The 22,915-nt window shown below is 68.5% G+C and carries 17 protein-coding genes and 1 tRNA gene; 8 read left to right on the top strand and 10 right to left on the bottom strand.

Going from position 1 to position 22,915, the window contains the following annotated elements; translation table 11 throughout:
* Positions 1 to 11: 11 nt before the first annotated feature.
* The 6 genes from BLQ39_RS10000 to BLQ39_RS09975 all read right to left on the bottom strand — a co-directional run bounded on the left by BLQ39_RS10000 (position 12) and on the right by BLQ39_RS09975 (position 6,768).
* Positions 12 to 1,034: an NAD(P)-dependent alcohol dehydrogenase gene (locus BLQ39_RS10000; RefSeq protein ID WP_241982881.1), complete on the bottom strand. Its 1,023-nt coding sequence runs from the start codon at positions 1,032 to 1,034 to the stop codon at positions 12 to 14.
* Between the two features lie 14 nt (positions 1,035 to 1,048).
* Positions 1,049 to 1,771: a DUF2306 domain-containing protein gene (locus BLQ39_RS09995; RefSeq protein ID WP_092323682.1), complete on the bottom strand. Its 723-nt coding sequence runs from the start codon at positions 1,769 to 1,771 to the stop codon at positions 1,049 to 1,051.
* Positions 1,768 to 2,019, bottom strand: coding sequence for a DUF8691 family protein (locus BLQ39_RS09990; RefSeq protein ID WP_198414451.1), 252 nt, complete (start codon positions 2,017 to 2,019; stop codon positions 1,768 to 1,770). Before BLQ39_RS09990 ends, BLQ39_RS09995 begins: the two co-directional genes overlap by 4 nt.
* A gap of 40 nt (positions 2,020 to 2,059) precedes the next feature.
* Positions 2,060 to 2,752: a hypothetical protein gene (locus tag BLQ39_RS09985; protein WP_092323680.1), complete on the bottom strand. Its 693-nt coding sequence runs from the start codon at positions 2,750 to 2,752 to the stop codon at positions 2,060 to 2,062.
* Positions 2,753 to 2,883: 131 nt separating this feature from the next.
* On the bottom strand, positions 2,884 to 5,595 hold the full coding sequence (locus tag BLQ39_RS09980) for a winged helix-turn-helix domain-containing protein (protein ID WP_092323679.1): 2,712 nt from the start codon (positions 5,593 to 5,595) through the stop codon (positions 2,884 to 2,886).
* 90 nt (positions 5,596 to 5,685) lie between these two features.
* Positions 5,686 to 6,768 (bottom strand): SDR family NAD(P)-dependent oxidoreductase, encoded by a 1,083-nt coding sequence (locus BLQ39_RS09975; RefSeq protein WP_092323677.1) that lies wholly within the window; start codon positions 6,766 to 6,768, stop codon positions 5,686 to 5,688.
* Positions 6,769 to 6,836: 68 nt separating this feature from the next.
* On the opposite strand from BLQ39_RS09975, the gene BLQ39_RS09970 reads away from it, so the two are divergent.
* Together BLQ39_RS09970 and BLQ39_RS09965 are read left to right on the top strand one after the other, a co-directional pair.
* The gene (locus BLQ39_RS09970; RefSeq protein WP_256332738.1) at positions 6,837 to 7,388 is read left to right on the top strand and encodes a TetR/AcrR family transcriptional regulator; all 552 of its coding nucleotides are present in this window, start codon (positions 6,837 to 6,839) and stop codon (positions 7,386 to 7,388) included.
* A gap of 320 nt (positions 7,389 to 7,708) precedes the next feature.
* The gene (locus BLQ39_RS09965) at positions 7,709 to 9,196 is read left to right on the top strand and encodes an amino acid permease (RefSeq protein WP_092323674.1); all 1,488 of its coding nucleotides are present in this window, start codon (positions 7,709 to 7,711) and stop codon (positions 9,194 to 9,196) included.
* Positions 9,197 to 9,309: 113 nt separating this feature from the next.
* Here the strand turns inward: BLQ39_RS09965 and BLQ39_RS09960 are convergent, their stop codons facing one another.
* A complete protein-coding gene (locus tag BLQ39_RS09960) occupies positions 9,310 to 10,536 on the bottom strand; it encodes a PucR family transcriptional regulator (protein WP_092323673.1) in 1,227 nt (408 codons plus the stop codon).
* Between the two features lie 262 nt (positions 10,537 to 10,798).
* Here BLQ39_RS09960 and ald point away from each other — a divergent pair, with 262 nt between their 5' ends.
* The 3 genes from ald to BLQ39_RS09945 all read left to right on the top strand — a co-directional run bounded on the left by ald (position 10,799) and on the right by BLQ39_RS09945 (position 16,889).
* Positions 10,799 to 11,917 carry an alanine dehydrogenase gene (gene ald, locus BLQ39_RS09955; RefSeq protein ID WP_092323671.1) on the top strand — a complete coding sequence of 373 codons (1,119 nt, stop codon included), beginning with the start codon at positions 10,799 to 10,801 and terminating at the stop codon, positions 11,915 to 11,917.
* A gap of 127 nt (positions 11,918 to 12,044) precedes the next feature.
* Positions 12,045 to 14,555 carry an HAD-IC family P-type ATPase gene (locus BLQ39_RS09950; protein WP_092323670.1) on the top strand — a complete coding sequence of 837 codons (2,511 nt, stop codon included), beginning with the start codon at positions 12,045 to 12,047 and terminating at the stop codon, positions 14,553 to 14,555.
* A gap of 99 nt (positions 14,556 to 14,654) precedes the next feature.
* Complete coding sequence (locus tag BLQ39_RS09945) at positions 14,655 to 16,889, top strand: MMPL family transporter (RefSeq protein ID WP_092323668.1); 2,235 nt, start codon at positions 14,655 to 14,657, stop codon at positions 16,887 to 16,889.
* 326 nt (positions 16,890 to 17,215) lie between these two features.
* On the opposite strand, the gene BLQ39_RS09940 is transcribed toward BLQ39_RS09945, so the two are convergent.
* The gene (locus BLQ39_RS09940; RefSeq protein ID WP_092323667.1) at positions 17,216 to 17,869 is read right to left on the bottom strand and encodes an MBL fold metallo-hydrolase; all 654 of its coding nucleotides are present in this window, start codon (positions 17,867 to 17,869) and stop codon (positions 17,216 to 17,218) included.
* An 87-nt stretch (positions 17,870 to 17,956) separates the two neighbouring features.
* On the opposite strand from BLQ39_RS09940, the gene BLQ39_RS09935 reads away from it, so the two are divergent.
* Both BLQ39_RS09935 and BLQ39_RS09930 read left to right on the top strand, forming a co-directional pair.
* Positions 17,957 to 18,859 (top strand): diacylglycerol/lipid kinase family protein, encoded by a 903-nt coding sequence (locus BLQ39_RS09935; protein ID WP_092323665.1) that lies wholly within the window; start codon positions 17,957 to 17,959, stop codon positions 18,857 to 18,859.
* A gap of 56 nt (positions 18,860 to 18,915) precedes the next feature.
* Positions 18,916 to 18,991, top strand: a tRNA-Glu gene (locus tag BLQ39_RS09930).
* A 167-nt stretch (positions 18,992 to 19,158) separates the two neighbouring features.
* Here BLQ39_RS09930 and BLQ39_RS09925 read toward each other — a convergent pair.
* Complete coding sequence (locus BLQ39_RS09925; RefSeq protein WP_092323664.1) at positions 19,159 to 20,334, bottom strand: glycine C-acetyltransferase; 1,176 nt, start codon at positions 20,332 to 20,334, stop codon at positions 19,159 to 19,161.
* Between the two features lie 83 nt (positions 20,335 to 20,417).
* Positions 20,418 to 21,461 (bottom strand): L-threonine 3-dehydrogenase, encoded by a 1,044-nt coding sequence (gene tdh, locus BLQ39_RS09920; protein WP_241986995.1) that lies wholly within the window; start codon positions 21,459 to 21,461, stop codon positions 20,418 to 20,420.
* A gap of 405 nt (positions 21,462 to 21,866) precedes the next feature.
* Here tdh and BLQ39_RS09915 point away from each other — a divergent pair, with 405 nt between their 5' ends.
* The gene (locus BLQ39_RS09915) at positions 21,867 to 22,892 is read left to right on the top strand and encodes a TerC family protein (RefSeq protein ID WP_092323661.1); all 1,026 of its coding nucleotides are present in this window, start codon (positions 21,867 to 21,869) and stop codon (positions 22,890 to 22,892) included.
* The last annotated feature ends 23 nt before the right edge of the window (positions 22,893 to 22,915 follow it).

Below are 22,915 nucleotides of genomic sequence, written 5' to 3'. Positions count from 1 at the left end.
CACCCTGCCGCTCAACCGTTCGCGAGGCGCAGGACCACGCTCCCCTTCTTGCGCCCCGTGTCGACGAAGCGGTGTGCCGGGGCGATATCGGCCAGGTCGTAGCTTCGGTCGATGACCGCGTGCAGCCGACCCGCTTCGGCGAGCCCGACCAGGAAGGCCAGCGCTTCGGCTGTGTACGCGACGTTGCCCGCGGTGACCAGCTTTCCGCTCTGTGCGCTGTGCCGAGACGCCAGCAGGATTCCCTTCAGGTCGGAGATGACGAGCAACAGCGCACCGCCGGGGTTGACGCACGCCCCCGCCCGTTCGAACGGGGCATTGCCCACGCAATCCATCAAGACGTCGTAGGACTGCCCCTCGGTGAGGAAGTCCTCCGTGGTGTAGTCGATCACCCGGTCCGCGCCGAGCGCGGTGACCAGGTCCCGGTTGGCGCCGCTGCACACGCCCGTGACGTGCGCACCCAGCTCCTTGGCGAGCTGCACCGCCGCGGTCCCCACCGCGCCGGACGCGCCGTTGACGAGCACGGTGTCGCCCGGTTTGACGGTGGTTCGGCTGAGGAAGGCATGGGCGGTGATTCCGCCAAACACGAGGGCCACGCCCTCCTCGAAGCTCATGTTGCGTGGCTTCGCCGTGATCGCGCCACCCTGCGGAATGCACACGTACTCGGCGTGCCCGCCGAACGTGCCGCCGAGCATCGCGATCACCTCGTCGCCGGGAGCGAACAACGTGACGTCCGCGCCCACGGCCTCGACGACGCCGGCGACATCCATGCCCAGGACCCGTTTGCGAGGGCGGAAGACGCCGAGCGCGAGCGCGACCATGAGGCCCAGTCCTTTCGGGGCGGTACGCCCGCGAGCCCGGTGGTCAGCGGCGCTCACCGTGCTCGCGTGAACCTTGACGAGCACCTCGCCCGGCCCCGGCGCGGGTTTGGGCAGCTCTTCAATGAGCACCACCTCCGGAGCCCCGAACCGGCGATAGACGGCGGCTTTCATTCGGGAATCCTGAGCCTGGGTGCGAGTTTCCGGTTGCATGTTCATGGTGACTCCTTCTTTTAGGGTGTGGTTATCAGGGGTGCGGTTGTCGAGGGACTGAAAGCATTTCGGGCCGGCCTGGCGCGCCGACGGATGACGTACTCGGCTACCGCGAGATTGATCAGCCAGGCGGCACCGATGAACACGGCTCGGGAGAGTTCGTTGGAAGAGCCGAAAATGATCGATTGGGGGATGAGCACCAGGGCCTGGGTGCCGGCCCCCACCCCGATCGCGTAGGCGCGGGTCATCCATGCGCTGTGCCCGATGAAGTCCCGGCGCACAATCCCGCGAATCCCGAGCCCGATACTGGCCACCATCGCGCACCCGAAGACCAGCCGAAGCACCAGAAGGATCGCGCCGTCTCCGGGCGGGTGTGGGTAGAAGACCGCCATCCACATGCCGGAGAGCGCGGCGAGCAGGCCGGCGGGGATGAGGATGCGCCCGGCGAGGCGATGCCAGCCGCCCCTGCGGCGACGCAGAGCGGGCACGAATTGGAATGCCCCGAGCAGGCTGTACACGGTCACGCTCACGATGTGCGTCACGACGGGCACGGGGGAGTCGAGGAACCGGGCGTTCTGCGGGGTCGCGACGGCCCCGCCGGTCAGCTCGGTGAGTCGCGCCGCCCCGGCGAGCACCGGGATGAGAGCGAGGAGGATCAACCCGGCGGGCGCCAGCCACTGCCCTCGAGGGCCCCTGGTTCGATTGCCGCGGTTTAGCGCGGCAGTCGCGATGTCTTTCGTCATGGTTGTCTGCTCCTCAACACGTTGACCGAGATCAATGTCACGCCCAGGTTGCCGACACGTCGGAGCAGCCCGTGCAGCGCGGCCTGATCGGTGACCGGGCCCGTGAGGGTGGTCGTTCCATCGCTCTCGTTGGCCAGGGTGAAGCCCTCGAACCAGTCGCTCCAGCTCTCATCGAGCTGCCCCTGGAGGCGAATCTCATACCGATCGAGTCGGCCGTGCCCGCATGGCATCGGGTTTCGCTCACTCATCGCGCTCCTCCTTTCGCGTCGCACGGGACATCCGTCGTCGTCAGATTGCCGGCGTCCGGTCGAGGCGGGAGGCCTGCTCGCCGGAGGACGTCTGGGCTGCAAGCCTGCGCTGATCCGACCAGAGCGAGTACCCGAGCCAGATCAAGGCCAGGCCCATCGGGATGGCGGCCATTCGTTCGAGGGTGTGCGGCAGCAGCGCACCGGCAATGGGCGTCACCGCCGCGGCGGCGATGAGAAGGATGCCGGCTCCGCGTGACAGGACCCGCGCGCGGAGGATGGCCACACCGAACAGGATGGCGCCGACCACGTAGACACCGGCTCCGACCAGGGGGAGCGCGGCGAGGGGACCGAGGTCGGTCACGGCCTGGTGCCGGCCGAAGAGGCCGACGAAGTCCTCGGCGAGCTGCGGAGCGTCAACGGCAATCAACGGCGCGATGAACGCCTCGGCGAAGACGAAGGCCGACTGCAGGATGAAGAAGAGACCGAACATCGCGTAGCCGATCAGACCGAGCAGCCCGAACTGTCGCACCTGGCGAAGGTAGATGCCCGTGATGCCGATCACGCCGAGCACGGCCATGCCGAAGCTGAGACTGTGCACGCTCACCCAGGCCTGGGTGGTGAGGGAGTCGACCTCGTCGCCGGGATGGATGAACTGGATGACGATGTAGATCAGCCCTGACAGGGCGGCGGCGATGGCGGCCGCTCGGGTGAGGGTGGACGTTGTGATGCTCATGGCGGCTCTCCGATGTTCTGAGTTGCCCAGGCGGATGACTGAGCACGACCCGAACCTACGGAGACATGTGGTGACGCGGCATCACCCTGTGTGGTGATCGATGTGGTGATTGTGCGCGCGGGGGTGCTCCGTCAAACGAGGTGCTGGATCAAACCCAGCGCTTCCGCGCGCAGCACGGCCGCCGGGCGACTGTTCACCTCGAGCTTGCCGAAGATGTGCCTGGTGTGGGTGCGCAGGGTGTTGAGCGAAACGTAGAGCTCCCGGGCGATTTGGGGGCCGCTGAGCTCGGTCGCCAGCAGCCGGAGCACGTGCAGTTCGCGTTCACTCAGTGCTTCCGGGATGGGCTGGATCGTCGCGCCCTCGCCGTGGACGAAGGTCCGACTGAGTCGACCCACATAGTTCGGGGCGATTCCCCTGGCGGCGGCCGCCTGGAGCAGCACCGCCATGGGGGCGCCTTCATCCGTGAAAAGCCGGACATAGCCTTCCGGCTCGGCCCGGACGAGAACTCGCTCCAGCGATTGGAGCGCCAGGGGAGTGTGACCTTGCGCCGCGTGCGCCAGCGCCTGCAGGACCAGGATCTCGTTCGCGCTTCCCACGCGGTGTCCGGCTTCCGCCGCCTCGAGCAGCCGATTCAGCAGTCCCAGTGCCTCGTGGATGGATCCCTTCTGCAGATCGGACCAGTGTTGCGCTATCAGCAGTCTCGCCAGGGTGATGTGCCCGAACTCGCGCAGGTAGGTCAGGTCATCCGCGGCTGACAGGCCCTGGTCGTTGACCCAGGCCAGGGCCTCGGCGAGCCTCCCCTGCGCAATCCAGATCCGAGCCTTCATCGCGGCGATCGGGCGCACCTCCGGGAAGAATCCCCGCAAGTACAGGCGCTCCGCCGTGCTGAGCAGGCCAAGGGCTGCGTCGAAGTCTCCCTCGGCCTGCCGGATTCGAGCCATCGCAACGAACCATCGATGCCGATTCTCGTGCGACGAGGCATGTTCGCCCAGCGCCTCACTCGCCGCCAGGTGTTCCACCGCGGTGGGCAGCTCTCCCTGCTCCCGGAGCAGTTCACTGATCCCGACGTGCAGGTCGGCCGTTGACTGCGGGGGCGGCTCGCCCTGCTCGGCCGCCAGCTGCAGCGCCTGCTCGAATGACCGTTGCGCTTCCCGCAGCCGCCCCAGCGGAACGAGCATGTCGGCCAACACGAGCGTGGTCCCGAGCACGTCGGCCAGGTTGCCGGCCAGGCGCAGACTGGTTCTGGCCTCCCCGAAGGCCCGCACGCCGGCCTTGAGGTCACCGGTGGCCCAGGCCGCGAGCCCGAAAAAGCCGGCTGCCGCGCCGCGCCCGAGATGATCGTCGGGTTCCGTGAGGTCCAGGGCTCGCTGAGCCTGTTCCCGTGTTCCGGCCACATCCCCCCGCGCCTGCGCCACGGCTGCCCGATACACGGCGATCGTCACGGGGAGCATCCGGAGTTCGTCACCGGCGGCTGAGTCGTGCGCGGGGGTGCCGTCATCGGTCGTGGCAGCCAGCGCCTTCTCGGCCACTCGCAGTCGGGGTTCGACGGCCTCGACGTCACCGGAGGCGAGCGAGGACCACGCGCGGTAGACGCCCAGCACGGGCCTGCGGTCGATGACGTCCTTCGGCAGCAGCGTCAACCAGCGCAGCAGAGTGGCATCCTGCCGGCTCTTGCGAATCGCGGGAATGGCACCCTCGATCACTCTCGCCGCCCGCCCGAAATCCCCTGCCGCCAGCGCATGCGTGACGGCGTCCTCCGGCAGGTTGTTCCGCTCGTGCCACTCGCTGGCGAGACTGTGGAGGTGCGCTACGCGATCGGGTCGGTCCCTCAGCAACCGCGCCCGGAGAACATCCGCAAAGAGGTGGTGATAGCGGTACCAGTGGCGGCGGTCGTCCAGCGAAACGACGAAGAGGTTGCCCCGCTCGAGCGACTCCAGCACCTCGCTGCTTCCCTTCTGCCCGGTCACGGCATCGCAGAGGGGGCCACTGAGCCGGTCCAGTATTGCGGTGCGAAGCAGGAATTCGCGGACATGATCGGGCTGACGCTGCAGAACCTCTTCGGCGAGATAGTCGATCACGAAGCGGTTGCTTCCGGTGAACCCCTGGATGAAGCCGGACACATCCGAACGTTCCCGCATCGACAGGGCGGCCAGCTGGAGGCCGGCGATCCAGCCCTCGGTGCGGGCCTCGAGCGCGGCGACGTCGTCGGCCGAGAGCTCCAGGTCCACCATGCGGTTCAGGAAGGCGGCGGCCTCGTCGGGCGTGAAGCGCAGGTCGGCCGCACGCAACTCGGTGAGCTCACCGCCGGCGCGCAGCCGCGCCACGGGGAGAAGCGGATCGCTACGGCTCGCGATGGCCAGGTGCAGGTTCGACGGCAGGTGATCAAGCAGGAAGACGAGGGCATCGCGGATCGTCTCTTCCTCGATCAGCTGGAAGTCGTCGAGCACCAGGATGATCTCCTGCGGACTCCGGGCGACGTCGTTGATCAGGGCCGTCAGCGCCGGTTCGAACGAGGGCAGCGGCAGGGGCAACGCTTCGGAGCCGATACCGGGATCGGCCCGCTGCAGGGCGCCGACCAGGTAGGTGAGGAAGCGGGACGGGTCGTTGTCGCTCTCGTCGAGCGAGAGCCAGCCGACCCGCACCCCGGGGTCCCGTCGCTGGGCATCTGCGATCCACTCGCTGAGCAGCGTGGTCTTGCCGAAACCGGCCGGGGCCGAGATGAGCGTCAGCTTTCGGCCGGACTGGAGCCCCTCACGCAGACGCTCCACGAGGCGCGGTCGCGGAACCGCTCCGGGCCGGAGCCGCGGGATGAAGAGCTTGGTCGCCAGGACAGGCATCGCCATGCCCTCATCCTAGGGACAGGGCCATCACGGGGACAGGGCCGTAGCTCGCAGTTCATGCCGCACGCCCGCGTGCATCCGCGGTCCGCCTTCCTACGCAGCCGACCAGCCGCCGTCGCTCGCGAGCGTCACACCGTTGATGTTCACGCCGTCGTCGCTGAGCAGAAATGTGATGGATGCCGCGAGGGCGTCGGCCTCGACGGCGTCAGGCATCACGGCCATGCCGTCGCGCACGCGCCGCCCGCCCAGGGGCGAGCCGAAGTGGGCCTCGATGTTCGTGATAACCGGTCCGGGGGCGACCGCATTGATGCGGAGGCCGCTGGGGCCGTACATGAACGCGCTGCTCCTGGTCAGGCCCACGACGGCGTGCTTCGACGCCGTGTAGGCGGCGCCGGCCGCGGAGCCGCGTAACGCGGCCTCGGAGGCGACGTTCACGATTGAGCCGGTCGCCCGGGCGAGCATCGCGGGAATCACGGCGCGCATGAGCTTCATCGTGCCGTCGACGTTGACCGAGAAGACGCGCTTCCAGACCGCGTCGGACATCTCGGCGACCGGGGTCATGTCATCCATGATGCCGGCGACGTTGGCGAGGCCGTCGATCGTGTCTCCGGCGGCGGCGACGATCCGTGCGACCGCGGCGTCATCCGTGATGTCCCCCTGCACCGGGACGATGTCGGCGGCGGGCAGTTCAGCTACGAACTCGTCGAGGCGCTCCTGGGAGATGTCCACGGCGATGACGCGGCCGCCCTCGCGGGCCACGCGGGACGCCGTCGCCCGGCCGATGCCGGAGCCGGCGCCGGTCACGATGACGGTCTTGCCGGAGAACCGGCCGTTGTCGATGCGCTCGACCCACTCGGGGCTCTCGATCGTCGGGACGGCTTCGGGGGCTGCGTCGGGGACGGCGTCGGGGGCTGCGACGGCGGCGGAGGACCCGGCCGAGGCGGGGACGTCGCCCGCTGCGACGCGGCGCACGAGCTCGTCGATCAGGTCGGCAGGGAACCTGCCTTTGCTCAGCTTCACCAGGCGCTTGAGGGCGAGCTTGCGCACCGGCCTGAGCACGTCAGCGCTCTGGCCGCCCTGGGCGAGCAGATCGCGCAGGATCGGGCCGCCGACCGGGTGGTCGAGCCAGGCGCCGACGGAGGAGTCGCCGGTGAGGGGGGCTGGAGCTGATGTCATTCGAGGCATTCCTTCTACTCGGTGTAAGACCGGACAACGCTGTCCGGTAGTACGCTACACCCGTGACGGTGAGCAGGAAAGAGAATCGTGGGCCGAGTGCGGGGCCCGGCAATCGTCGTGCGCTGATCGCCGCCGCGCGAGAGGTCTTCGCAACTGAGGGTTTCGCCGCGCCGCTCAGCGCGGTGGCGCGCCGGGCCGAGGTTGGGCAGGGCAGCCTCTACCGGCACTTCCCTGACCGCACCGCGCTCGCCGTGGCGGTTTTCGACGAGAACATCCTCGAGCTCGAGGAGTTCGTCGACCGTCCGGACAGCACGCTCGACGACCTTCTCGATCTCGTGATCGAGCAGGCTCTCGTGTCAACCGCGTTCATCGACATGATCACCGTCCACCCGCACGATCCCCGGGTCGCGCACCTCGAAGATCGCGTCCGCGACGTCGCCGACCGGATGGTCGCCCGCGAGCGGGAGGCCGGTCGCATCAGCACTGTGGTGGACGCGGCCGATGTGCTGCTCGCGGTGTCGATGCTGGCCGACGTTCTCGCGCGCAGGCAACCGGGGGACCGGCGAGAGGTCGCCCGGCGAGCGCGGGCGATCTTCCACGCCGCGTTCGCGCCCCGCTGAATCGTCCCACCCCGTCGTGAATGAATGACCGGGCCGGGGACATCCGGCGACAGATGACGCGCGAAGTCGCGACACCTGTCGAGGACGGGCAGACCGCGCGAGCGCCGCAATCCGTATAACGGGCAGATAACGGGCACCTACAGACCCGGCGGATGCTCACAGGGGCACGTGCCGGCTCGGGGCCGGGAAAACGCTGACCTAGTGTCGTTACTTCAGAACCACCGTTGTAACGGCCCTCACACTCGTGGGGGCTCCAACGCGGTTGACATGGTCGTCGTCTGTCTGCGGCTTCGTTCAACTCGCGATGAGGAAGAAGCCACATGTCCGAACGCACGACCGCGGCATCCGGAGCCACAAGCACCGCGCCCGCAGCACAGAACCGCCGCAGCGAAGAACCTCACCTGGCCCGCTCGCTCAGCCGCCGCCACATCCAGATGCTCGCCATCGGCGGCACCATCGGAACCGGCCTCTTCATGGGCGCAGGCAAGACCATCTCGCTCGCCGGGCCGTCCGTGATCTTCGTCTACATGATCATCGGCTTCATGCTCTTCTTCGTGATGCGGGCCATGGGCGAGATCCTGCTCTCGAACCTCAACTACAAGTCGTTCAGCGACTTCGCCGGCGACCTGCTCGGCCCGTGGGCGAGCTTCTTCACCGGCTGGTCCTACTGGGCCTTCTGGGTTGTCACCGGAGTCGCGGACATCGTGGCCATTTCCGGCTACGTCAACGTGCTCGCACCCGGAACGCCCCTGTGGATCCCGGCCCTGCTCACGCCGGTCGTGCTGATCCTTCTCAACCTGCCGAGCGTGAAGGCCTTCGGCGAGACCGAGTTCTGGTTCGCCCTGGTCAAGGTCGTCGCCATCCTGGCCCTCATCGTCACCGGCATCGTGATGATCGCCACCCATTTCACGTCGCCCTCCGGTGCCGTTGCGAGCCTCGAGAACATCTGGAACGACGGCGGGATGTTCCCGCACGGCGTCGCCGGCTTCGTGCTCGGCTTCCAAATCGCCATCTTCGCCTTCGCCGGCATCGAGCTCGTCGGCACGGCAGCCGCGGAGACGAAGGACCCGGAAGAGAACCTGCCGCGCGCCATCAACACCATCCCGGTGCGACTCCTGCTCTTCTACGTCGGCGCGCTCGTCATCATCATGGCCGTCAACCCGTGGCGCACGATCGACCCCGGCAGCAGCCCGTTCATCGGCATGTTCACCCTGGCCGGCCTCGGCATCGCGGCGATCGTGATCAACCTCGTGGTGCTGACATCAGCCGCATCGAGCGCCAACTCCGGCATCTACTCGACCTCGCGCATGGTCTACGGCCTCGCCCAGGACGGCAACGCACCGAAGTCCTTCGGCAAGCTGAGCCGCCACATGGTGCCCCGGAACGCCCTGCTGTTCTCGTGCATCTTCCTGCTGGCCGGCCTGGTGCTGCTGTACACGGGTGACTCGTTCATGGGTGCCTTCACGCTTGTCACCTCGGTCGCGTCTGTGCTGACGATGTTCGTCTGGTCGATCATCATGGTCAGCTACATCGCGTTCCTCCGCCGCCGTCCGCAGCTGCACGCCGCATCGAAGTACAAGATGCCCGGCGCCCGAGTCATGCCGTGGGTCGTGCTCGGCTTCTTCGGCTTCATGCTCTGGGCCCTCGGCCAGGCGGAAGACACGCGCCTCGCGCTCATCGTCGCCCCGCTGTGGTTCCTCGGACTCGGTGCCGCCTGGTACGTCAACCGCAAGGCGCCGTTGCAGCAGGCCCGGATCGAGGAGTGGAAGGCGGAAGCCCGCGCCGAGAAGGCCGCGCTCGTTCGCTAACGCATCCCAACCGGTGGTCGATCACCAGCTGCTCGATCACCGGTCACCCCTCGCCGAACTGTGAGTTTGGCGCCTTCCCGCGCCCACGAAGGCGCCAAACTCACAGTTCGGCGCTAGATGCGGGGGCGGCGGGACCAGCGATGGGCCTTCATCGCCAGGTGCAGCTCCAGGCGTACCTGGCCGGCCAGCGGATCCGCCCCGATCAGCGAGCGGATCTTCGCCAACCGGTTGTAGATGCTGCTGCGGTGCAGGTGCAGCTCGGTGGCCACATCCTGCACGGAGCCGCCCGTGTCATAGAGCAACTCCAGCATCGGCAGGAGCTCCCGGTTGACGTCGAAATCCTGCAGCTCGGCGAAATAGACGGATTCCCTGGGGGAGAGGTTGCGGCTGCTCGCGGCCAGGAACTGGTACACGCCGATCCGGCGGTAGTCAGCGATCGACCCCAGCCAGCCGTCGACCGCTGCGGCCTGCACCGCCCTGCGGGCCTGGGCGTACGCCTCGGGGAGCCTGCGCAGGTCGTGGAACACCTCGCTGACACCCATCAGGTCGGGGCGCCGCGGCTTGCCTCCGCGCCGGGTCGCCTCCGCGCCGTACCGGCCGACGATGTCGGCGTGGACCAGCTTGCCCGGCAGGTCCCGGAGCAGCACGACCGCGTGGGTCTCGGTGCCGGCGCTGAACCGGGCAGCGTCGATCCCAACCGTCGCCTGCAGGGCGGAGATTCTCTGCAGCAACAGCCCGGCGGCCGGGTCCGCCGCCGCCTCGCGGGCCGCCGCCGCGTCATCCGGCTGCTCCATCAGGACGGCGAGATGCCACGGTCCGGTGGCGTGAACCTGAGGCCAGCCGGCGATGACCTCGACCGCGGCGGGATCCCCGGCGCATGCGGCCAGGAACTGGGCCTCGCGCTGCCTCCGGTGTTCGGATTCGGCCGTGTTGGTGTCGAGCAGCAGGTCGGCCAGGTGGTCCAGTTGCGCACGCACGGCCGGCAGCGCGTCGAGGATTTCGGCCGGGGACTCGTCGGTGGAGCCCTGCAGGGCCCACAGGTATCCGACGCGGAAGCCGCGCACCATCAACGGCACGCACACCCGGCCGAGCATGCCCAGGGCCTCATTCGGGGGAACGACGACGGGCTGAACGGCGGTGGCGATGCCGTGCTGGAGCTGCCAGGCGCTGACGTCTTCCGGCACCTTCTTGCTCAGCAGGAAGTTCACCCGCACCCGGTCGGCGAGCGGCTGGTCGCGGCTGTAGGCGAGGAGCACGCCGCCCACGTCTTCGAGCGACAAAGCGCGGTCCAGGCTGGTGGCGAGGGACTCGACCAGCTCCTCGATATCCGCGCTGTTCATGGGCTAATGCTACGGCCCGGGCGGGCCTCGCAGCGGACACGAGGCGACGATTGGCGCCCGCCGGCTCGACATTTGTCGAGTGGCTCCGGGGCGGCTTCCGTGGGTCTTCGCGGATTTCGCCGGCGCGGGGGCAGATGGGCCCCTTCTGCACCAGGAAGGGCGATGAATCCTGCTCCTACGCTTGGTCCTCAGTTGCTCCACGCCGTCACGGTGTGGCTCGCGGCCCCCACCTCAACAATTTCACCGAACAACGGAGTCGGCCATGATCATTGGTGTTCCCAAGGAAATCAAAAACAACGAGTTCCGCGTGGCGATCACCGCCTCCGGAGTGCACGAGTTCCTGGCCAACGGCCACACCGTGCTGATCGAGACGGGCGCCGGAATCGGCTCGCACATCTCCGACGAGGAATACCTCGTTGCCGGCGCCGAGCTGGTTGACTCCGCCGACGAGCTGTGGGCCCGGGCCGACATGGTCATGAAGGTCAAGGAGCCGGTTGCCTCCGAGTACCCCCGCTTCCGCCAGGGCCTCATCCTCTTCACGTACCTCCACCTGGCCGCCGAGCCGGAGCTCACCCAGGCCCTGATCGAAGCCGGCGTCACCGCCATCGCCTACGAGACGGTGCAGACCGCCAACCGCGCGCTGCCGCTGCTCGCCCCGATGAGCGAGGTCGCCGGTCGACTGGCCGTTCAGGTCGGCGCCCAGTCGCTGATGGCCCCGGCCGGAGGCAAGGGCGTGCTGCTCGGCGGTGTCCCCGGAGTGCGCCCGGCCAAGGTCGTCGTGCTCGGCGCGGGCGTTGCCGGCACCAACTCCGCCGCCATGGCCCTCGGCCTCGGCGCGGATGTCACCATCCTCGACATCAACATCGACCGCCTTCGCCAGCTCGACGCGCAGTACGCGGGCCGGCTGAAGACCGTCGCGTCCAACTCCTATGAGATCGACCTGGCCGTGACGGATGCCGACCTGGTGATCGGTTCCGTGCTCATCCCCGGTGCGAAGGCCCCGAAGCTGGTCACGAACGACCTCGTTTCGCGCATGAAGGCCGGCTCCGTGCTGGTCGACATCGCCGTTGACCAGGGTGGCTGCTTCGCCGACACCCGTGCGACGACGCACGAAAACCCCACCTACACGGTGCACAACTCGATCTTCTACTGCGTCGCCAACATGCCCGGCGCCGTGCCGAACACGTCGACGTACGCGCTGACGAACGTCACCCTCCGCTACGCGCTGGCGCTGGCCGGCCTCGGCGTGAAGGTCGCGCTCGAGCGGGACGACGCTCTCGCCCTGGGCCTGAACGTCGCCGCCGGCCGAGTGACCAACCGGTCGGTTGCCGAAGCCCACAACCTGGAACTGGCCGACTGGCGCACGCTCGTCGCCGCCTGATTTCGCACCGGGTGACATCCGCCCGGCACGGTCGCCCAAGCCCCGGCGCGTCGCGCGCGACGCGCGTGCCGGGGCTTGCTCTCTGCCCATCCGGGCGTATTCCGCGTGCCGTATTACACTCGGGGCCATGCGGTCCACGGGTTCACGGCACAGGCGCACCGCGCAGGCCGCAACCGTGGACGAACCGGCTGCGGCCCGGGCCGAACTGCCTCCCGTTGACCCGCAGCGGCTTGCACTGGCGGGCCTCAGCGAGGCAGAGGTCACCCTGCGCACGGCAGCGGGCCTCACGAATCTCATGCCGATGGATACCAGCCGCAGCCTTGCGCGCATCCTCCAGGCCAACCTGCTGACCCTGTTCAACGCCGTGGTGGGGGGAAGCTTCCTGCTGCTTGTCGTCCTCGGCTACTGGCAGGATGCCCTCTTCGGTTTCTTCGTGATCGCGAACGTGCTCATCGGGGTCACCCAGGAGTACAAGGCCAAACGAACCCTCGATCGGCTCGCGCTGCTGAACAGCCCGCGGACCCGGGTGCTCCGGGACGGCGTCGAAGTCGAGGCAGCCCGGGGCGACGTCGTGCTCGACGACACCCTCGTGCTCCGGCCCGGCGACCAGCTGCCGGCCGACGCTGTCATCCTGCGCGGGCAGGGTCTCGAAATAGACGAGTCGCTGCTGACCGGCGAGGCGGATCCGGTCATGGTCGAAGCCGGCCGCGAGGTGTTGTCCGGATCGTTCGTGGTCGGCGGGCACGGCGCCGCACGGGTGGTGCGGGTCGGGGCGGACTCCTACGCGAACAGCATCACCGCCGAGGCCCGGCGGTTCACCCTGGTGAACTCCGAGCTGCGCACCGTGATCAACGGCGTGGTGAGAACGATCAGCTGGGCGCTCATCCCGGTCAGCGCGGTCGTCGTGAACGGGCAGATGCAGGCGGCGGGCGGCTGGGACGAAGCACTCGGCAGCGGCGCGTGGCGGGAGGCGCTCCTCGGGTCTGTGGCCAGCATCGTCAGCATGGTGCCCCAGGGGCTCGTGTTCATGACGAGCGTCGCCTTCGCCGTGTCCGCGGTGAAGCTGGCCAGGCGCGAGGTGCTGGTGCAGGAGCTGGCCGCGGTGGAGGGCCTGGCCCGCGTCGACATCCTCTGCTTCGACAAGACGGGCACCCTGAGCGAGGGCGGCCTGGTCCTCGACCGGGTCGTGCCCCTCGGCGCGGAACCCCCGGCCGGCTGGGACAGGGCGCTGGGCTGGTTCGCCTCGGACCCGAACGCAAACGTCACAGCCAGGGCGCTCGGCACCCGCTTCGCGGCGGAGCCGGGAACGACGCCCGCGCAGACCATCGGGTTCTCGTCGCTCAGAAAATGGAGCGCGGCCAGTTTCACCGACGGAGACCTGGCGGGAAGCTGGGTGCTCGGGGCCCCGGACATACTGACAGCCGATCCGGATGCCGAATCGGCCGGGCTCTCTGCCGAACTCGCCTCCGCAGGGCTCCGCACGCTGTTGCTCGCGCACAGCCCTCGTCCCCTGACCCTGGAGGAAGCCACGGCCGAGGTGCTGCCCGCCGGAGTCCGGCACGTTGCGATCATCGCGTTCCGGGAGAAGATCCGACCGGATGCCGCCCAAACGCTCGAGTACTTCCGGGAGCAGGGCGTGGGGCTGCGCATCTTCTCCGGCGACAACCCGCGCACGGTCGCCGCGGTCGCCCGGTCGGTCGGCCTCACCGGGAACGCCTTCGATGCCCGCGACCTGCCGGCCGACCCCGCCCTGCTCGCGGGGGTGCTGGAGGCCCACGACGCTTTCGGCCGGGTGACGCCCCGACACAAGAAGGACATGGTGCTCGCCCTGCAGAGCGCCGGACACGTCGTCGCGATGACCGGGGACGGCGTCAACGACGTGCTGGCGCTCAAGACGGCCGACATCGGCATCGCCATGGGCAGCGGTGCCGCGAGCGCGCGGGCGGTCTCCAACCTGGTCCTGCTCGACGGGGCGTTCTCCCGCCTGCCGCGGGTGCTGACCGAAGGCCGTCAGGTCATTGCCAACATCGAACTCCTGTCGAAGGTGTTCCTCACCAAGACGGTATACGCGATCGTCCTGGCGCTCGTCTTCGGTCTGCTGCTGTGGCCCTTCCCGTTCCTGCCCAGGCAAATGGCCGTCGTCGACGGGCTGACCATCGGCATCCCGGCACTCTTCCTCGCGCTGAAGCCGAACAAGCGTCGGTACCTGCCGGGGTTCCTGCGGCGTGCCGCCGCCGCGTGCGTGCCGTTCGGGCTGTCGGTGAGCCTGGTCGTGATCGTGGTCGTGGTCTACAGCCGCGTTCAGGGCGGGTACAGCGCCGAAGAGACGCAGTCGGCTTCGGTGATCGCGCTGACCCTCGTGGGGCTGTGGGTGTTGAACGTTCTCATCCGGCCGCTCGGGGGATTCCGGATCCTGCTGCTGGTCGCCATGCACCTCGGGCTAGTGCTCGTGTTCCTGCCGCCCCTGGGCGACTTCCTGGCGCTGTCCGTGCCCCCCGCGCCGCTTCTCACCGTGGCGGTTCTCGCGGCGGCGGTGGGGGCGCCCCTGGTCGAGGCGGTGCACCAGGTCAACCGGCACCGTCGCGCCAGGCGGCACCGGGCCCGCCCGACTGCCGCGAAGGAGCAGATTCGGCGGTAACGGAGCCCGGGAACCGTCCGGACGTCTCGCTCGTCGGCGCCTGTGCTCGCGGGAGTATTCTGGCCAGCGCCACCGCGCGACGAACGAAGGAGCGAAAGAATGCTGCGCAGCCTGGGAATCGCCGTTGCACGCCACCGGCTCATCACCCTGATTGCGTGGGCGGTGGTGCTCACGGCGTGCGCCCTGACGGCACTGGTCGGGGTCACCGGCGAGAGCCTGTTCGATCGGCTGGGCAGCTCCGGCCCGTCGGTGGACGGCGAAGCCGCCGAGGCCGCGCGGCTCACCGAGAACGCCGAGGGCGCCGGCACGGAGGCACTCCAGCTGCTGGTCTACAACGTCGACCCGGCGTCCGCCGAGCTGCAGGCGACCCTGGCGGACACCGCCTCGGACCTGGCGGCCATCGACGGCGTCACCGAGGTGGTCAACCCGCTGGCGATCCCCGCGCTGCCGGGCGGTTCGCCGAATCCGGCCGCCGCCCCCCTGCTCGCCGACGACGGCACGGGGCTCCTGCTGACCGCGTCGATGGAGACGACCGACGGGGCGCTCAGTGACAGCCTGTTGCGCGAGGTGGAGGACCGCCTGGACGCGGCGGCCGACGAGATCCGCGCCCAGGACACCGACGCCACCGTCGAGGTGGGCGGAAGTCCGCTCATCGTTGAATCCCTGGTCGCGGTGGCGGAGGCAGACCTGCAGAAGGGCGAACTGATCGCGCTGCCGGTCGCGCTGCTCGTCATGCTGATCATCTTCGGCGGCTTCCTGGCGGCGGGCATCCCGCTGATCGGGGCCATCGCCTCGATCCTCGGCGCCCTGGGGTCGCTCTACGCGTTCACGTACCTGATGGAGATCGACATCACTGTGATGAACGTGATCACCGTGATCGGCCTCGGTCTCTCCATCGACTACGGCCTGCTGATCGTCAGCCGATTCCGCGAGGAGTTCCGGGCGCTGGTCGCCCGGGCCCGCACGGCCCCGGACCTGGCCAAACTCGATCGCCACGAACTGATGCTGCAGGCCGTCGGCGCGACCGTGAACACCGCCGGGCGCACAGTGCTCTACTCGGGCCTGACCTTCGCGATCGCCACCGCGGGGCTGCTCGTGTTCGAGCCGAATATCATCCGGGCGATCGCCGTTGGCGCCGTGTCCGTGGTGCTGATCGCGATCCTCACCGGCCTTGTGCTGGTGCCGGCCCTGCTCGGGTACTTCGGCGAGCGGCTGCTGAAGCCCGGCCTGATGACGCGCATCCCCGGTCTCGGCGGGCTGCTCAGCCGGTTCGGCGATGTCGCGCCGCGCGAGGGCTTCTTCTCGAAGCTCACCCGCGGCATCCAGCTCAAGCCCGCGCTGGTCGCGCTGGCCGGGATCGTGGGCCTGCTGCTGCTCGGCAGCCCCGCGCTGGCCCTGAACGTGGCGAGCACCTCGGATGACGTCATTCCGGCGTCATCGTCGCAGTACGAATTCCTGACGGCGCTGGAGGACCACTTCCCGCTCGCGACCCCGGCGCAGGTGGAGCTGGTGTCCGACACCGACGAGGCCGGCGCCGCGGCCTGGGCCGAAGAGGTCCGGGCCATCCCGAGCGTCACGGATGTCTCCGCTCCGGTCGAGCTGAACGGGTACAAGGTGTCCCGGGTGGAGGTCGAGAGACACCAGGGCTCCGATATCGTGCGCGAAATCCGGGCGGACCGTCCCGACTTCGAGAACTGGGTGGGCGGCTCGGATGCCGCCTCCGTGGACTACACCGATTCCCTGGTGCGCGGGGCGCCGTGGGCCGCCCTCATCGTCTTCGTCGCCACCTTCGCCCTGCTCTTCCTGATGACGGGGTCCGTGGTCATCCCGCTCACGGCGCTGGGGATCAGCGTCATCTCCCTCGGGGCGGCCGTCGGCGTGCTCGTCTGGGGCTTCCAGGAGGGCAACCTCGCCGGTGTGCTGGGTTTCAACGCCGACGATGTCGCCGGCGTCGATGCCCTCGTGCTGACACTCGTGCTGACCTTCGGCTTCGGCCTGGCCATGGACTACGAGATGTTCCTGCTCTCCCGGATCAAGGAGCACTACGAGCAGGGGGAGAGCACGCGGCTGGCGATCGAGACCGGGCTGCAGAGCTCGGGCCGGATCATCACCTCGGCCGGTCTGATCATCGTGCTTGTGTTCGCGGGATTCGCCACCGGGGAGCTGATGCAGATGAAGGAGATCGGCGTGGCCCTGGCCGTGGCCGTGCTGCTGGATGCCACCCTCGTGCGCACCCTGCTCGTGCCGGCGGTGATGACCTCGCTGGAGCGGAACCTGTGGTGGGCGCCGCGCTGGATGCACCCCATCCACGCCCGGTTCGGTCTGCGCGAGTAGACGCCCGCACCGTCCTGCAGTTGGCTCGGACCGGCTTGCGCGCCCTTTTCCGGCCGCGTGACAGGGCTGCACCCTGTTGCTAACTCAGGAGAATCGGGAGATTGCCGGGGCGGCGCCGCGGAATCCCGCGGTCGCGGTCGGCGACACGACGGAATCTCCTGAGTTAGCCACAGACGGAGGCGGCGATGACGGATGCCGGCGCCGATCCCGGCGGGCTCGAAGGCACGGCGGGCGCCCTGTGGCAAACTCAGGAGAATCGGGAGCTGGCTGGGGCGAGCCCGCGGAATCACGCGGTCGCGGTGGCCGACCCGACGGAATCTCCTGAGTTAGCCACAGACCGGGTAGAGCTCGAGCGACTCGTTCGGCTCGAGCGGGAAGAACTCCCCGCCGCCGTGTTCGGTGACGCCTTTGATCCGGGCGTTCGAGAGGTCCTTGCCGGCCCGGGAGAGCACCATCTCGTGGGTCGTGAAGCTCCGCCGGGGCTTGAGGGCGAGCACGTAGTCCATCGCTTCGGAGATCTTCATCCAGGGCGCGCCGGCCGGCACGGCGAGGGTGCCGACCTGCACGCCCTCCGGAATGGTGAAGGCGTCTCCCGCGTAGTAGAACTCGTCATTGACGAGCACGCCGACGTTGTCGACGACCGGGATGGATTCGTGGATGACCGCGTGCTGCGCCCCGAAGAAACGCAGCGTGAACGGGCCGGCCTCCGCCGTGTCCCCGTCGCCGACGACCGTGACGTGGTAGCCGGTCGCTGCGGCCGCGACGCCCGCCGGGCCGTAGATGGGGACGTCGGGGTTCATCGCGAGGATGCGGTCCAGCTGCTCCGGGGTCCAGTGGTCGGTGTGCTCATGGGTGATCACGACACCGGCCGCATTCGCCGTGTCGGTCAGGGCCGTCGTGAAGGAGCCCGGATCGATGAAGAGCCTTTTTCCGGAGACCTCGAGGGTGAGCGCGGCGTGTTCCAGCTTGGTCAGTTTCATCCCCTGAGCTAATACCCAATCCGACACCGGCGCAACACGCTCCAGCGGGGCGTCGGCGCGGAGCGCGGGAACCGCCACACTCGAGATATGCCACACCCCGTTCTGCGGATTGCCGTAGCCATCAACGCGTTTGCGTCCTTCGGGCGCCGGCGCGACGTCGGTCCGAAGGTCGTGGCGGCGCTGCGCGAGCTGGGCCATGACGTGACCGAGTTGACCGAGGTCGACATCGACCTGCTTCGACGCGAGGTCCAGGCCACCATTGCCGGCGGCGTCGACCTCCTCGTCGTCGTCGGTGGAGACGGGATGGTGAGCCTCGGCGTGAACGAGCTCGCCGGCACGTCCCTGCCCCTCGCGATCGTTCCGTGCGGAACCGGCAATGACTTCGCCAGGGGGCTGGGGCTTCCCCTCGAAGACACCGAAGCGGCCATCCGTCACCTGCTGGCGGCGATCACCCGGCCGCCCCGCGCGATCGACGCGGTCCTGGTGCGGCACGGCGACCTCACCACCTGGTACGTCGGTGTGCTGTCCGCGGGCTTCGACGCCAACGTCAACGAGCGAGCCAACCGGATGCGCCGGCCCAGGGGGAAGAGCCGGTACACGCTCGCCATGCTCCGGGAACTCGCGACGTTCCGGCCGATCCCATACCGGGTCACGGTCGACGGCGTGCCGCGCAACCTCAGTGCGATGCTCATCTCCGTCGCCAACAACACGTCCATGGGCGGGGGCATGCTGATCGCCCCCGACGCCGTCATCGACGACGGACTGCTCGACCTGTTCATCGTTAAGCCGCTGTCTCGGCTTGGCCTGCTGCGCGTGTTCCCGAAGGTATTCTCCGGAACGCATACGCACCTGCCGCAGGTGGAACTGACGCGCTGCCGGAGCGTGCGGATCGAGGGCCCTGGGGTGATCGCCTATGCCGACGGGGAACGGGTCGGCCCCCTGCCGGTGCAGGTCGACGTGAAGCCTGGAGCCTTATTGATCTGCGCCTAGGCGCTCGGTTTGGAGGTGCCCCTTCCCGTGTGGCATACTCGGTAAGTTGCAAAAACGGCCCCATCGTTTAGCGGCCTAGGACATCGCCCTCTCACGGCGGTAACGCGGGTTCGAATCCCGCTGGGGTCACCACAACGAAGCCCTCTCGCCACCAGCGGGAGGGCTTTTTTCTGTCTACCGTGTCCCTCGACCGCCGCCACCCCCTCCGCCGCCACCCCCTCCGCCGAACTGTGAGTTTGGCACCTTCGTGGGGCCCGGGAAGGTGCCAAACTCACAGTTCGGCGAGGATGCAGGGGGCTTTAGGCGGTTTCGCGGGAGGCGACGAAGGCGCGGACGCAGGCCTCGACGTCGTCGGGCGTGTGGGCCGCCGAGAGCTGCACGCGGATGCGAGCCTTGCCGTGCGGCACCACCGGGTAGCTGAACGCGGTCACGTAGACGCCCTCGACGAGCATCCGGTCGGCAACGCGGGCGGCGAGGGCGGCGTCCCCGAACATCACCGGGATGATCGGATGTTCGCCCTCGAGCAGGTCGAAGCCCTCTTCGCTCATCCGGCGGCGGAACAGGGCCGCGTTCTCGCCCAGACGCGCGCGCAGCTCCCCGCCGGCGTCGACCAGATCGAGGGCCTTGAGGGTGCCGGCCACGACCGCCGGCGCCACGGTGTTCGAGAACAGGTACGGGCGGGCGCGCTGGCGGAGCAGGTCGATGATCTCCTTGTGACCGCTGACGTAGCCGCCCGATGCCCCGCCGAGGGCCTTCCCGAAGGTGCCCGTGGTGAAGTCCACGCGGCGCTCGACGCCGGCCAGCTCCGGCGTTCCCCGCCCGTGCTCGCCGATGAAACCGACGGCGTGGGAGTCGTCGACCATCACCAGCGCGCCGTACTTGTCGGCCAGGTCGCAGATCTCCTGCAGCGGCGCGAGATAGCCGTCCATGGAGAAGACGCCGTCGGTGACGATGAGACGCTGCCGGGCATCCTTCGCCGCGATCAACTGCGCCTCGAGGTCGGCCATGTCGCGGTTCTTGTACCGGTAGCGGGAGGCCTTGCAGAGCCGGATGCCGTCGATGATCGAGGCGTGGTTCAGCTCGTCGGAGATGATCGCGTCTTCGGCCGTGAACAGCGTCTCGAACACGCCGCCGTTCGCGTCGAAGCAGGAGGAGAACAGGATCGTGTCCTCGGTGCCGAGGAACTCGGAGACCCGGGCCTCGAGCGCGATGTGCAGCTCCTGCGTGCCGCAGATGAAGCGCACGCTGGCCAGGCCGAAGCCCCAGTCGTCCATGGCGGTCTGCGCCGCGGCGACGATGTCGGAGTGGTTGGCCAGGCCGAGGTAGTTGTTGGCGCAGAAGTTCAGCACCTCGGCGCCGCCGGTGCGGATGTGCGAGGACTGGGCCGAGGCGAGCCTGCGCTCGTTCTTGAACAGGCCGGCGGCGCGGATGTCGTCGAGCGAGCCCTGCAGCTGGGCCTTCATGGTGCCGTACATGGATCTCCTTGGGGTGATGGGGTAGCGAGGGCCCGCGAGGGGGCCACCAGGGGCAGTCGGCCGGGAGGCCGGTTCGTGCGGGCTTAGAGGGCGCTCCAGTCGAGCACGACCTTGCCGCCGGTGCCCGCGCGGGCGGCGTCGAAGCCCTCCTGCCAGCGTGCGGCGGGGAAGCGGTCGGTGATGACGGAGGAGAGGGCGTCGCGAAGCCATTCACTGGACTGCAGCATGGCGCTCATGGCCACCCAGGTCTCGTACATCTCGCGGCCGTAAATGCCCTTGATCGTGAGCATGTGCGTGACGACCCTGGCCCAGTCGACGTCGATCGGCGCGCTCGGCAGGCCGAGCATCGCGACGCGGCCGCCGTGGTTGAGGTTGGTGATCATCTCGGGCAGCGCGCCCGGGTGGCCCGACATCTCGAAGCCGACGTCGAAGCCTTCGCGCATGCCGAGCGTGCGCTGCGCGTCGGCGATCCGTGACTCGGCGACGTTGACGGTGAGGTCGGCGCCCATCTGGCGGGCGAGCGCCAGCCGCGGCTCGGAGACATCCGTCACGACGACGAAACGCGCGCCGACGTGCCGGGCGACGGCGGCGGCCATCAGGCCGATCGGGCCGGCTCCGGTGATGAGCACGTCCTCGCCGACGAGCGGGAAGCTGAGGGCGGTGTGCACGGCGTTGCCGAAGGGATCGAAGATCGCGCCGAGGTCGGGGCCGATGTCTTCGAGGTGCACCCAGACGTTGGATTCGGGGATCACCACATACTCGGCGAAGGCGCCGTCGCGGTTGACGCCGACGCTGAGCGTGCGGATGCACATCTGCCGGCGGCCGGCGCGACAGTTGCGGCAGTTGCCGCAGACGATGTGGCCCTCGCCTGAGACGCGGGCGCCGACGTGCACGTCGCGCACCTGGGAGCCGACCTCGACCACCTCGCCGTAGAACTCGTGGCCGGGGATGATCGGCGGGCTGATGGTACCGGCCGCCCAGGAGTCCCAGGACTCGATGTGCAGGTCGGTGCCGCAAATCCCGGTGCGCAACACCCGGATCTTCACCTCGTCGTCGCCCGTGCGCGGTTCGGGCCGGTCGACCAGCTCGAGTCCGGGAGCTCCGGAGGGTTTGAAGAGTGCGAGCACGGATGTTGCCTTTCGTTCATCGTTGAACTGGTGGTTCGACGCGGTGCGGATGCCGTCAATCACGACAGCGTGAGCGCTTGTGACGCTCCACTGAGTGTAAAGGGCGTGCATCACGGCTCGGGTGAAGGCCGCGAGGGTGGAGGCCGCGAGGGTGGAGGCCGCGAGTGTGGAGGCTGCGAGCGCGCAGCAGGCAAGCCGTGCCGCCGGGCATCCGGTAGACTCCTCGGAGTGAAGGGGAGTATCCCTCTGGACTCGATTCGGGTCCTATGCCGTGATCGTCAATACGGGCCGCGACGCCGGGGCCCCGGGCACGGTGGCATCTTTTTTCCAGGTGCGGGAGAGACTTTCGGGTTCCGTGCTGTCATCAGCACCCCGTGCAGCATCCCACCACAGTGAAAGGCCCTCGTGGATCTCGCTCTCCCCATCTGGTTCGAAATCGGCTCGCTCGTCGTCTTGACGGTCATCCTCATCGCCGACCTGCTCATCGTTTTCAAGCGCCCGCACGTCCCGTCGATTCGCGAGGCGAGCCTCTGGGTGGCGTTCTACGTCGCCCTCGCCCTGGTCTTCGCCCTGCTCATGCTCGTGCTGGGCGACGCGGAGCATGCGGGCCAGTTCCTCGCCGGCTGGCTCACCGAGTACAGCCTGAGCATCGACAACCTGTTCGTCTTCGTCATCATCATGGCGAGGTTCTCCGTGCCCCGGAAGTACCAGCAGGAAGCGCTGATGGTGGGCATCATCATCGCGCTCGTGCTCCGCGGAATCTTCATCCTGCTGGGCGCCCAGCTGATCGAGAACTTCAGCTGGATCTTCTACATCTTCGGCGCCTTCCTGCTCTACACCGCGGTGCGCCAGGCCTTCCAGAAGGAAGAGGACCTGGAAGAGTCCGAGAGCGGCATCATCCGCTTCCTCCGCAAGCACATCCGGATTTCCGCCGAGTTCGACGGGTCGAAGCTGCGCACCCGGGTCGACGGCAAGAAGATCTTCACCCCGATGCTCGTGGTGCTCCTCGCCATCGGCACGACCGACCTCATCTTCGCGCTCGACTCCATCCCGGCGATCTTCGGCATCACCACCAGCCCCTTCATCGTGTTCACGGCCAACATCTTCGCGCTGATGGGCCTGCGGCAGCTGTACTTCCTGCTCGGCGGCCTGCTCGAACGCCTCGAGTACCTCAAGTACGGCATCGCGTTCATCCTGTTCTTCATCGGCGTCAAGCTCGTGCTGCACGCGCTGCACACCAACGAGCTGCCGTTCATCAACGGCGGCGAGGGCTTTGCCTGGGCCCCGGAGATCGACACCTGGACCTCACTCGGCGTCATCCTCGGGTCGATGGCGGTGGCGACCATCGCCAGCGTGATCAAGGCGCGCTCCGACGCCCGGAAGCGCGGCCACACCCTGGCCGAAGAGATGCCCCACTACGCGGACGAGTGATGCCGCCCGCGGGACGGGCTCGA

The organism is Cryobacterium psychrotolerans (assembly GCF_900101115.1).
In the GTDB taxonomy this organism is placed as follows: domain Bacteria; phylum Actinomycetota; class Actinomycetes; order Actinomycetales; family Microbacteriaceae; genus Cryobacterium; species Cryobacterium psychrotolerans.
Note: the sequence above shows the minus strand (reverse complement) of the source record. Positions and strands in the feature narration are given on the sequence as shown.

Bases quoted from the DNA above. Each gene is read 5' to 3' on its own strand.
- BLQ39_RS09940 (WP_092323667.1), bottom strand. From the start codon at position 17,869: ATGAAACTGACCAAGCTGGAACACGCCGCGCTCACCCTCGAGGTCTCC.
- ald (WP_092323671.1), top strand. From the start codon at position 10,799: ATGATCATTGGTGTTCCCAAGGAAATCAAAAACAACGAGTTCCGCGTG.
- BLQ39_RS09965 (WP_092323674.1), top strand. From the start codon at position 7,709: ATGTCCGAACGCACGACCGCGGCATCCGGAGCCACAAGCACCGCGCCC.
- BLQ39_RS09985 (WP_092323680.1), bottom strand. From the start codon at position 2,752: ATGAGCATCACAACGTCCACCCTCACCCGAGCGGCCGCCATCGCCGCC.
- BLQ39_RS09980 (WP_092323679.1), bottom strand. From the start codon at position 5,595: ATGGCGATGCCTGTCCTGGCGACCAAGCTCTTCATCCCGCGGCTCCGG.
- BLQ39_RS09925 (WP_092323664.1), bottom strand. From the start codon at position 20,334: ATGTACGGCACCATGAAGGCCCAGCTGCAGGGCTCGCTCGACGACATC.
- BLQ39_RS09990 (WP_198414451.1), bottom strand. From the start codon at position 2,019: ATGAGTGAGCGAAACCCGATGCCATGCGGGCACGGCCGACTCGATCGG.
- BLQ39_RS10000 (WP_241982881.1), bottom strand. From the start codon at position 1,034: ATGAACATGCAACCGGAAACTCGCACCCAGGCTCAGGATTCCCGAATG.
- BLQ39_RS09960 (WP_092323673.1), bottom strand. From the start codon at position 10,536: ATGAACAGCGCGGATATCGAGGAGCTGGTCGAGTCCCTCGCCACCAGC.
- BLQ39_RS09945 (WP_092323668.1), top strand. From the start codon at position 14,655: ATGCTGCGCAGCCTGGGAATCGCCGTTGCACGCCACCGGCTCATCACC.
- BLQ39_RS09950 (WP_092323670.1), top strand. From the start codon at position 12,045: ATGCGGTCCACGGGTTCACGGCACAGGCGCACCGCGCAGGCCGCAACC.
- BLQ39_RS09995 (WP_092323682.1), bottom strand. From the start codon at position 1,771: ATGACGAAAGACATCGCGACTGCCGCGCTAAACCGCGGCAATCGAACC.
- BLQ39_RS09975 (WP_092323677.1), bottom strand. From the start codon at position 6,768: ATGACATCAGCTCCAGCCCCCCTCACCGGCGACTCCTCCGTCGGCGCC.
- BLQ39_RS09935 (WP_092323665.1), top strand. From the start codon at position 17,957: ATGCCACACCCCGTTCTGCGGATTGCCGTAGCCATCAACGCGTTTGCG.